Origin of the sequence: Herbaspirillum frisingense GSF30 (genome assembly GCF_000300975.2) — a bacterium.
In the GTDB taxonomy this organism is placed as follows: Bacteria; Pseudomonadota; Gammaproteobacteria; order Burkholderiales; family Burkholderiaceae_D; genus Herbaspirillum; species Herbaspirillum frisingense.
Genome location: NZ_AEEC02000087.1, coordinates 1 through 900 on the forward strand (window position 1 = coordinate 1; position 900 = coordinate 900).

General features: G+C 59.9%; 1 protein-coding gene. It reads left to right on the top strand.

Annotation, left to right across the window (positions count from 1 at the left end):
* Positions 1-900 (top strand): elongation factor Tu (tuf, locus tag HFRIS_RS24420; RefSeq protein WP_006465713.1); only part of this gene is annotated, 900 nt, incomplete at its 5' end.

Below are 900 nucleotides of genomic sequence, written 5' to 3' on the forward strand. Positions count from 1 at the left end.
CAGATGGACGGCGCGATCCTGGTGTGCTCGGCCGCTGACGGCCCGATGCCCCAGACCCGTGAACACATCCTGCTGTCCCGTCAGGTCGGCGTTCCTTACATCATCGTCTTCCTGAACAAGGCTGACATGGTGGATGACGAAGAGCTGCTGGAACTGGTGGAAATGGAAGTCCGTGAACTGCTGTCGAAGTACGAGTTCCCTGGCGACGACCTGCCCATCGTGAAGGGTTCGGCCAAGCTGGCGCTGGAAGGCGACACCGGTCCCCTGGGCGAGCAAGCGATCATGGCCCTGGCTGAAGCGCTGGACACCTACATCCCGACCCCGGAACGTGCTGTTGACGGTACCTTCCTGATGCCGGTGGAAGACGTGTTCTCGATCTCGGGTCGTGGCACCGTGGTGACCGGTCGCGTTGAGCGCGGCATCGTCAAGGTCGGCGAAGAAATCGAAATCGTCGGTATCGCTGACACCCAGAAGACCACCTGCACCGGCGTGGAAATGTTCCGCAAGCTGCTGGACCAAGGTCAAGCTGGTGACAACGTTGGCGTTCTGCTGCGTGGTACCAAGCGTGAAGACGTGCAACGTGGTCAGGTTCTGGCCAAGCCGGGTTCGATCAAGCCGCACAAGCACTTCACCGGCGAGATCTATGTTCTGTCGAAGGATGAAGGCGGCCGTCACACCCCGTTCTTCAACAACTACCGTCCGCAGTTCTACTTCCGTACCACTGACGTGACCGGTGCGATCGAACTGCCGAAGGACAAGGAAATGGTCATGCCGGGCGACAACGTGTCGATCACCGTGCAACTGATCAACCCGATCGCCATGGAAGAAGGTCTGCGTTTCGCTATCCGTGAAGGCGGTCGTACCGTCGGCGCCGGCGTCGTCGCCAAGATCTTCGACTAA